Annotated in this window: 9 protein-coding genes; 5 read left to right on the forward strand and 4 right to left on the reverse strand. The window is 67.4% G+C overall.

The window, feature by feature from the left end:
• Together VFG33_RS00525 and VFG33_RS00530 are read right to left on the reverse strand one after the other, a co-directional pair.
• Positions 1 to 349, reverse strand: a 349-nt coding sequence (locus tag VFG33_RS00525) for a VOC family protein (RefSeq protein WP_325021142.1), incomplete at its 3' end; no start/stop codon positions are given.
• Positions 346 to 795 (reverse strand): PaaI family thioesterase, encoded by a 450-nt coding sequence (locus VFG33_RS00530; protein ID WP_325021144.1) that lies wholly within the window; start codon positions 793 to 795, stop codon positions 346 to 348. The genes VFG33_RS00525 and VFG33_RS00530, both read right to left, overlap by 4 nt.
• Before the next feature lie 183 nt (positions 796 to 978).
• On the opposite strand from VFG33_RS00530, the gene VFG33_RS00535 reads away from it, so the two are divergent.
• From VFG33_RS00535 to VFG33_RS00550, 4 genes are all read left to right on the forward strand, one after another.
• The gene (locus tag VFG33_RS00535) at positions 979 to 1,338 is read left to right on the forward strand and encodes a YciI family protein (RefSeq protein WP_325021147.1); all 360 of its coding nucleotides are present in this window, start codon (positions 979 to 981) and stop codon (positions 1,336 to 1,338) included.
• A gap of 8 nt (positions 1,339 to 1,346) precedes the next feature.
• Positions 1,347 to 2,609: an RNA polymerase sigma factor gene (locus tag VFG33_RS00540; protein WP_325021149.1), complete on the forward strand. Its 1,263-nt coding sequence runs from the start codon at positions 1,347 to 1,349 to the stop codon at positions 2,607 to 2,609.
• 48 nt (positions 2,610 to 2,657) lie between these two features.
• Positions 2,658 to 3,959: a hypothetical protein gene (locus tag VFG33_RS00545; protein WP_325021151.1), complete on the forward strand. Its 1,302-nt coding sequence runs from the start codon at positions 2,658 to 2,660 to the stop codon at positions 3,957 to 3,959.
• A 91-nt stretch (positions 3,960 to 4,050) separates the two neighbouring features.
• Positions 4,051 to 4,509 carry an iron chaperone gene (locus VFG33_RS00550; protein ID WP_325021153.1) on the forward strand — a complete coding sequence of 153 codons (459 nt, stop codon included), beginning with the start codon at positions 4,051 to 4,053 and terminating at the stop codon, positions 4,507 to 4,509.
• Between the two features lie 17 nt (positions 4,510 to 4,526).
• Here VFG33_RS00550 and VFG33_RS00555 read toward each other — a convergent pair whose 3' ends face one another.
• Positions 4,527 to 4,931 carry a hypothetical protein gene (locus VFG33_RS00555; RefSeq protein ID WP_325021155.1) on the reverse strand — a complete coding sequence of 135 codons (405 nt, stop codon included), beginning with the start codon at positions 4,929 to 4,931 and terminating at the stop codon, positions 4,527 to 4,529.
• A gap of 84 nt (positions 4,932 to 5,015) precedes the next feature.
• Between VFG33_RS00555 and VFG33_RS00560 the strand changes: the two genes are divergently transcribed.
• A complete protein-coding gene (locus VFG33_RS00560) occupies positions 5,016 to 7,022 on the forward strand; it encodes a sensor histidine kinase (RefSeq protein ID WP_325021157.1) in 2,007 nt (668 codons plus the stop codon).
• Positions 7,023 to 7,092: 70 nt separating this feature from the next.
• Here the strand turns inward: VFG33_RS00560 and VFG33_RS00565 are convergent.
• On the reverse strand, positions 7,093 to 7,585 hold a 493-nt coding region (locus VFG33_RS00565), incomplete at its 5' end, for a VOC family protein (RefSeq protein ID WP_325021159.1).

Consider the following 7,585-nt stretch of genomic DNA (forward strand, 5'->3'; position numbering starts at 1 on the left):
GTACGACCAGTTCGTTGCCGAACGCATCAGCCACGACCGCACACCGTCCGACCGGAATCTCGAATGGCGACGTGATCACTCGACCGCCTGCCTGAATGAAGGCTCGAGCTGCTTCATCAGCCGACGCAACCAACCAGCTCGGCGCATAGTCGAGTTCGGTCGTGAGCACGATCTCGGTATCACTTTCCGGTACTGCGAGCCCGGCCTGCCCGATCTCGTCGTTCCGCCAGAGCAACCCATGACCGAGCTGGTCCCGGTAGAACGCGAGCCCACTGTCAAGATCCGGCACCCGGACCATCACCGCATCAACCTTCCGCAGCACCGGACGTGCGCCGGCTGAGGGGTTCATTGGTCGGCGCGTCCGTGGATGCAGATCAGGGTTTGCTGGCCGGCGGCAACGCAGAGGCGTTTGGCGCCCTGGACGGCGAACACTTCCAGTTGGCACACGGTCAGGGTGCGGCCGGATCTGAGAACTGTTCCGATGGCCTCGATGTGTTCGCCTTCGGCGGGTGCGAGGAGGTTGATCTTGTACTCGACCGTGAGCACTGAGCTGTTCTCGGGGAACAAGGTGAAGGCCGCGTAGCCGCCTGCGCTGTCGGCGATGGCGCTAGTGGCTCCGGCGTGGAAGTAGCCGTGCTGCTGGGTCACCTCGGGTCGGCTGGGCAGCAAGACGTGCACGCGACCTGGTCCGATATGGGTCAGCCGGGCGCCGAGATGGCCCATCAATCCCTGGCGTTCGAAGCTGGTTTTGATGCGGTTCTGCACCTCGAGGGTGGCCTGTTCTCGTTCTTCCACGACGTTGTCCTCCCGACGGTTTCCGATCGCCCCTGACAGTACGACGCCACGCCGGCGGCCCGCGGTTCGTCGTACCGGCGAGATGGACACGTAGGCCGAACCGGGAGGATGGTGTCCGAAACCGGGCGACCGCTCCGACCTGGGGGTGAGCGCCTGCCTCGGGCGCCGGAGGAGAGGACCGAGATGAAGTACATGATCATGATGTTCGGCGGCCTGGGCGCCACGCTGGAGAACCGATCACCTGACTGGATCACGGGCATGCACGAGCTGATGGTGAAGCTCGACGGTGAGCTGAAGGAGGCCGGCGAACTGGTGGCCAGTCAGAAGCTGATAGACCCGAGCCGGGCAACAACCGTTCGGTTTCACAACGGTGCGCCGGTGCCGACCGACGGGCCGTTCGCCGAGATCAAAGAATCGCTGGCCGGCTACTGGATCGTCGACGTGAGCGAGGACCGGGCGCTCGAAATCGTGTCCCAGGTGGTCGCGTACACGGAGTACCCGATGGAGGTCCGGCAGATCATGGACGAGCCGCCACAGCTGTGACCGGCGGCATGAGCACCCAACGCCGGATTGAGGAGCTGCTGCGTGAATACGCGCCGCAGGTCCTCGGTGTGCTGGTGCGTCGGCATGGGCAGTTCGATGCGTGTGAGGATGCCGTGCAGGAATCTCTGGTGGCGGCGGCGCGGCAATGGCCGACCGAGGGGATCCCGGACAACCCCCGTTCCTGGCTGCTGACCGTTGCCGGCCGTTCGCTGGTCGACGCATGGCGCAGCGAGAGCGCGCGACGGCGGCGGGAGGAAGCAGTTGCGGCCCTTGAGCCTGCAGTTGATCCAGAAGACCTCGGTCAGTGGGTTGCCGACCAGGACGACACACTTGTGCTGCTCTTCCTGTGCTGCCATCCTGCGCTGTCTGCCTCGTCGCAGCTCGCGCTCACGCTACGGGCCGTCGGCGGCCTGACGACCAGCGAGATCGCGGCCGCCTTCCTCGTCCCTGAGGACACGATGGTGCGGCGTATCAGCCGGGCCAAGCAGCAGATCAAGAACGCCGGGGCCAGCTTCGAGCTACCACCACCGCCGGAGCGGGCCGAGCGACTCGACGTCGTACTGCAGGTGCTCTACCTCATTTTCAACGAGGGGTACACGACCAGCTCCGGGCCGACGCTGCGACGGGCCGACCTCACCGCCGAGGCAATCCGGCTCGCGTACCTGCTGCATCGCCTGGTACCGGACGAGAGTGAGGTCTCCGGCCTCCTCGCGCTCCTGCTGCTGACCGACGCACGGCGTACGGCCAGGACCGACGCCGACGGATCGATCGTGCCGCTCGCCGAGCAACGTCGCGAGTTGTGGGACACCGCGGTGATCGCCGAAGGCCTGGCGCTGGTCGCCAGGACCCTCGGCTCAGGTCCTGTGGGTCCATACCAGCTGCAGGCGGCGATCGCCGCCTTGCACGACGAGGCCCCGACGGCCGAGGAGACGGACTGGCCGCAGATCCTGGCTTTGTACGAGGTGCTCACCCAGGTGGCGCCCGGACCGGTCGTTACCCTCAGCCGCGCGGTCGCCGAGGCCATGGTGCACGGTCCGAAGGCCGGGCTCGCCGTACTGGGCACACTCGACCAGGACGAGCGAATGGCCCATACGCACCGCCTCGAGGCAGTGCGTGCGCATCTGCTCGAGCGTGCGGGGGAAACAGCCGCGGCGCGCGAGTCCTACCTGTGGGCTGCGAAGATGACCGCGAGCGTGCCCGAGCAGCGCTACCTCGCATTGCGAGCGGCTCGACTGCTCCACCTCGAGCCGGCCACTGACCCAGCTGACTGACCCCCGCGGTTCGCCACCCGGTGAGGTGCCACGCCTAGGCTGGCGACCATGGATCCGCTCCAAGAGTTGACGTTCGAGCTGCCAGCCGTCCGGGTGCCGCCCTTCGGAGAGCTGGCCGCGGCCGCGCGTGCTTGTGGGCGCCTTGAGGGGATACGGCGCCTCGCTGAATGGACGGGGGAGCGGCGGGTCACGAAGGCAGGCAACCTCACGGTCGCCGACGCGCGGAGCGCAGTACGGGAACTCGGCCTGCCGGATCATCCTGGAGCTCGGACAGCCAAGGCGTTCCCGGAGCTGAATGAGCTGTGGAGCCTTGCCGGCGATCTCGCGTTGCTTGAGGTGGACGCCGGGAGAGCCGGACCTGGCCCGGAGCTGGGCAAGGATGACGATCGCGCGATCGTCGAACTATGGATCGACCTGCTGTCGCTGACCCTGCAGGGCGGGCTGGTGTTTCCCGATGACGAGGCTCGGCAGATGCCGCTGCTGATGCGGCTGTACATCGACACTCGCGGCGTCACCGTCGCTGAGCTCGTGACGCACGTACTCGCCGCGACCACCGGTCTGGAGGCCGATGCGCTGACCAAGACGTTGTCTTCGGTCGTCAGCGGACCTGGGTTCGAGCAGGCTTTCGAGCCGATCATCCGACGGCAGCTGGATGGGCTGGAGGCTATTGACGCGGTGGCCTTCGACGGTGATCGTGTCCGCTTCACCCACCTGGGCAGATTCGGCCTGGTCAGCTGGTTCGAGGAGCGTGGATTCCGTGCGCCGTACGTGAGCGACCTGGCCGACGCGACCGTACAAGTACTGCTTGACCTCGGCCTGACGCAGGACCCGGACGAGCTCTTCAGGGACTGGCTGGCGGTGCTCGGGCCCGAGGTTGCGGCCGAGCTCATCCTGGAGCACGCCCGCGGTGGTTCGCCTGAGCATCGCGTCGTTGCTTTCGGCATGCTGAACCAGCTGGGCCCGAGCGCGGAGAAGGGCGTGCGGGCCTGCCTCGACGATCGCGACCTCCGCCCTCACGCGAATGCCTGGCTAGCCGCCCGCGGTCTGCCGGCGGAGCAGTCCACGCTGGACGACCTGCACCGGGTCTTCATCGACATGGTCGCCACAGATCTGGACGGCGACCCGCGATCCGTGCGGGAAACGATCCGCGGGCTGGCCGACGAGGCGGAGTACGACGCAGCCTTGCTGTTCGAGGGCCTCTGGCAGTGCGAGCACCCTGCCACGCTTGCGGTGCTCGACGCGCTGGCCAGCTACCACCCGGACCAAGATGCGGCTCGCGCTGCGCAGAAGTCCGCGATGCAGGCTCGCTCGTTGACTGGCGATGCGGAGCCCGCCGCCGATCCGACGTAGTGGATCGATCAGTTTTGAAGAAGCCGCCGTGGCGGGCTGCTGCCTAGCATGAGGGTCATCACATCGCGACTCACGGGGAAGGAATCCCGCAATGACTGACTCGAAGAAGCCCGCCAAGACCGCTGCGACGACCGAGAAGAAGTACGACGGATTCACCGAGGAGGAGCGCGGCGCGATGAAGGAGCGCGCCAAGGAGCTGAAGTCGGCCGGGAAGAAGGCGGACGAGGAACAGGCCGTGGTCGAGAAGATCGCCGAGATGTCGCAACCGGATCGCGGCCTGGCCGAGCAGCTCCACGCCATCATCAAGGACAACGCGCCGGCCCTCTCGCCGAAGCTCTACTACGGGATGCCGGCGTACGCCAAGGACGGCAAGGTCGTCTGCTTCTTCCAGCCCTCGGCGAAGTTCAACACGAGGTACTCCACGTTCGGCTTCAACGACACGGCGAACATCGACGACGGCACCATGTTCCCGACCGCCTTCGGCCTGACGAAGCTGACCCCCGCCGACAAGGCAAAGCTCACCGCTCTCATCAAGAAAGCAGTCAGCTGAGGGTTCTCTGGTGACCCTTAGAGCCCGAGGTCGCGGAGGAACTCCGGCTTGTAGGCCTGCATCACCACGTACCGCGGGTCGGGCGTCTCGACACCCTCATAGCTCGGCTCCGGGGCGTTGGGGTCCTCCGGAACGCTCGGATCCGTCCACTCCTGCTTGTGGTGGCTCCACCGGGTCAGGGTGAAGTCCGCGCTGAGGTGATCGTTGGTGACGACCTCGCGAACCGTCTTCTCGGCCTCGCGAGCATCCTCTTCGGTGTTCGCGTAGATCAGCATCCGCGACCCGTCCCGAGTCACCGTCACCTGGCTCCCGAGCCGCTTGCGCGCATCCTCATCCAGATCCAGTGCCCGCAACCGCTCCCAGAACGACAACCCATGCTCAACATCGTTGAGCTCAACCTCTACGCGGTACTCGTCAGCCATGAACCACACCCTACCGACCGTCATGCTCCAAACATCCGTGGGTAACGGATGTACTGCACGCGTGCCGCGGGAGATACTCGCGGCGTGAGCCCGTCGATCCGTCGCTGGGCCAGCGGAGTCCTCCTGAGCGCGGCGCTTATCGCCACGATCACCGCGGTGATCGAGGCGCTGTCGCCACGCGTCCCGGCCCTGGGTCTGGGGATCCTCTACCTGTTCGCGGTCGTCCCCATCGCACTCAGGTACGGCGCATGGGCGGCGGCAGCTGTGTCGGTGGTGAGCGTGGCCGTATTCGACTACCTGTACCTCGCTCCGAGGTACAGCCTCAATCCAGGTTCCTGGGAGCAGGGGGAGGTGCTTCTGGCGTACCTGGTGTCGACCTTGGCGGTGGGCCAACTGACGGCGCGGGCGCAGCGCTTAGCGCAGCGCTTAGCGCGGCGATCGGCGCGGCTTGCGGACGAGCGCGCCGCCCTGCGACGGGTAGCGACGCTGGTTGCCCGCCGGGTCCCGCCATCCGACGTGTTCGAGGCGGTCGCGCGTGAGGTCGGTCTGCTCCTGGATGTCGACGTGACTCACCTGGCGCGCTACGAGCCCGACGGGACGGCTACGGCAGTGGCGGCCTGGAGCTCCGCGGGGGATCACATAGCGGTGGGGGCGCGGGTCGATCTCAAGGGTGAAAGCGTCGCGGTGCGGGTGTTTCGCACCGGGAAGCCCGCGCGGATCCACGGCTACGAGCATGTTCCCGGGCCCGGGGCGGCAATGGGCCGGGAGATGGGGCTGCGCTCGTCGGTTGGCGCCCCGATCATGGTCGACCTGGCCCTCTGGGGGGTGATGATCGCCTCGTCGAAGCACGACGGATCGCTCCCGGCGGACACGGAGGCGAGGATCGCCGCTTTTACGGAACTGTCGGCGACGGCGATCGCGAACGCGGAGAGCCGGGCGAGGCTGACCCGGCTGGTCGAGGAGCAGAAGGCATTGCGCCGGGTCGCGACCCTGGTGGCGCAAGGGGTGGCGCCGGAGAAAGTGTTCACGGCGGTCATCGAGGAGGCCGGGCGCCTGGTGCCCGTCGAGTTCGCGGCGATGGCCCGCTACGAGTCCGACGACACGTTCACCGTCATCGCCACCTCGAGCGCGGTCGGCGACGCGTTCCCCGTCGGCGGCCGGTGGCCCATTGGGGGAAACAACGTCACCACCATCGTCTTCGAGACGAGCCGCTCGGCCCGGATCGACGACTATGCCGATGCGTCCGGTCCGGTTGGGGTCGCCGTCCGGAACGACGGCGCCAGTTCAGCAGTCGGGGCCCCGATCGTCGTCGATGGCCGCCTCTGGGGTGTGACGGCCGCTCACTCGAGGCCGGGGCAACAACTGCCTGCGGACACCGAGTCGCGCCTTGCGTCCTTCACCGAGCTCGTGGCGACGGCGATCGCGAACGCCGAGAGCCGAGCCGATCTCGCCGCCTCCCGCGCCCGAATCGTCGCCGCCGCCGATGATGCACGGAAGCGGATCGAGCGCGATCTGCACGACGGCACCCAGCAGCGACTCATCTCGCTCGGGCTCGAGCTGCGCGCCGCGCGGGCGATAGTGCCCCCGCAGCTCGGTGAGCTCGAAGGCGGCTTGTCGCAAGTTTCCGAGGGACTGACGAGCGTCTCCGACGAGCTGCGAGAGCTCGCCCGCGGGATCCACCCAGCGATCCTGTCCGAAGGGGGTCTGGGGCCGGCAATCCGAGCGCTGTGCCGCCGTTCGGTGATACCGGTGGAGCTCGACCTGCACGGCGACCGACGACTGCCGGAGCCGGTCGAGGTCGCGGCGTACTACGTGGTGTCGGAAGGGTTGACCAACGCTGCCAAGCACGCGAACCCATCGGCCGTGAAGGTCTCTCTCGACACGCAGGACACCACCTTGCAGCTGGCCATCCGCGACGACGGAATCGGCGGAGCCGACCTCAGCGACGGATCCGGACTGGTCGGCCTCAAGGATCGAGTCGAAGCCCTCGGCGGCACCTTCCGAGTCACCAGCCCCGCCGGCAACGGCACCAGCCTGCACATCAAGGTCCCGCTCGAAGCCCAGGACACCGCACCAGAGCCCGCACCGTAAGGCGGTCCACAGGGGCCAACAAACCAGCCATAGCCGCCCAGGCGATCCACGGGTCACCCGACTTGCCAGTTCAATCCTTCTTCGCAGCGGACGCGTCGACGCAGACGATTCCCTGGTTGCCGTCCTGGTCGGCGATCACGGTGAGCGAGGGCGCGTCGCTGTCATCGACGACGGTCCCACCCGCGGCGACGGCAGCGGCGATCCGTTGCTCGGCCACCTCGGGCGCCACATAGATCTCGATGTGGAACCGCTGACCCGGGGCCTCGTGTTCGTCGGCGTCCCCGAACCACAGGTTTGGCACCCGTCCCGTGGCATCCCGGATCTCGTCGCCGGGGGTCCCGCGGCCCTGGGCATCGGCGTTCCCGGTCAGTAAGGCGGCCCACACCGGGGCGATGGTCGCGGAACGCGCCGTGTCGAGGCCGAGCTCGATGTCGCTGACCGAGGCCGGGTCAGCGTCGACCTTGTGGTCAACGGCGATCTCGGTGATCCGTCGCGCGAGGTCGACGTCCTGCTGGGTCACCCATTCAACAACGTGTTCGGTGCCTTCGTCGTCGCGGTAGATG

The sequence above is a fragment of the Kribbella sp. genome (genome assembly GCF_035687465.1).
Lineage (GTDB): Bacteria > Actinomycetota > Actinomycetes > Propionibacteriales > Kribbellaceae > Kribbella.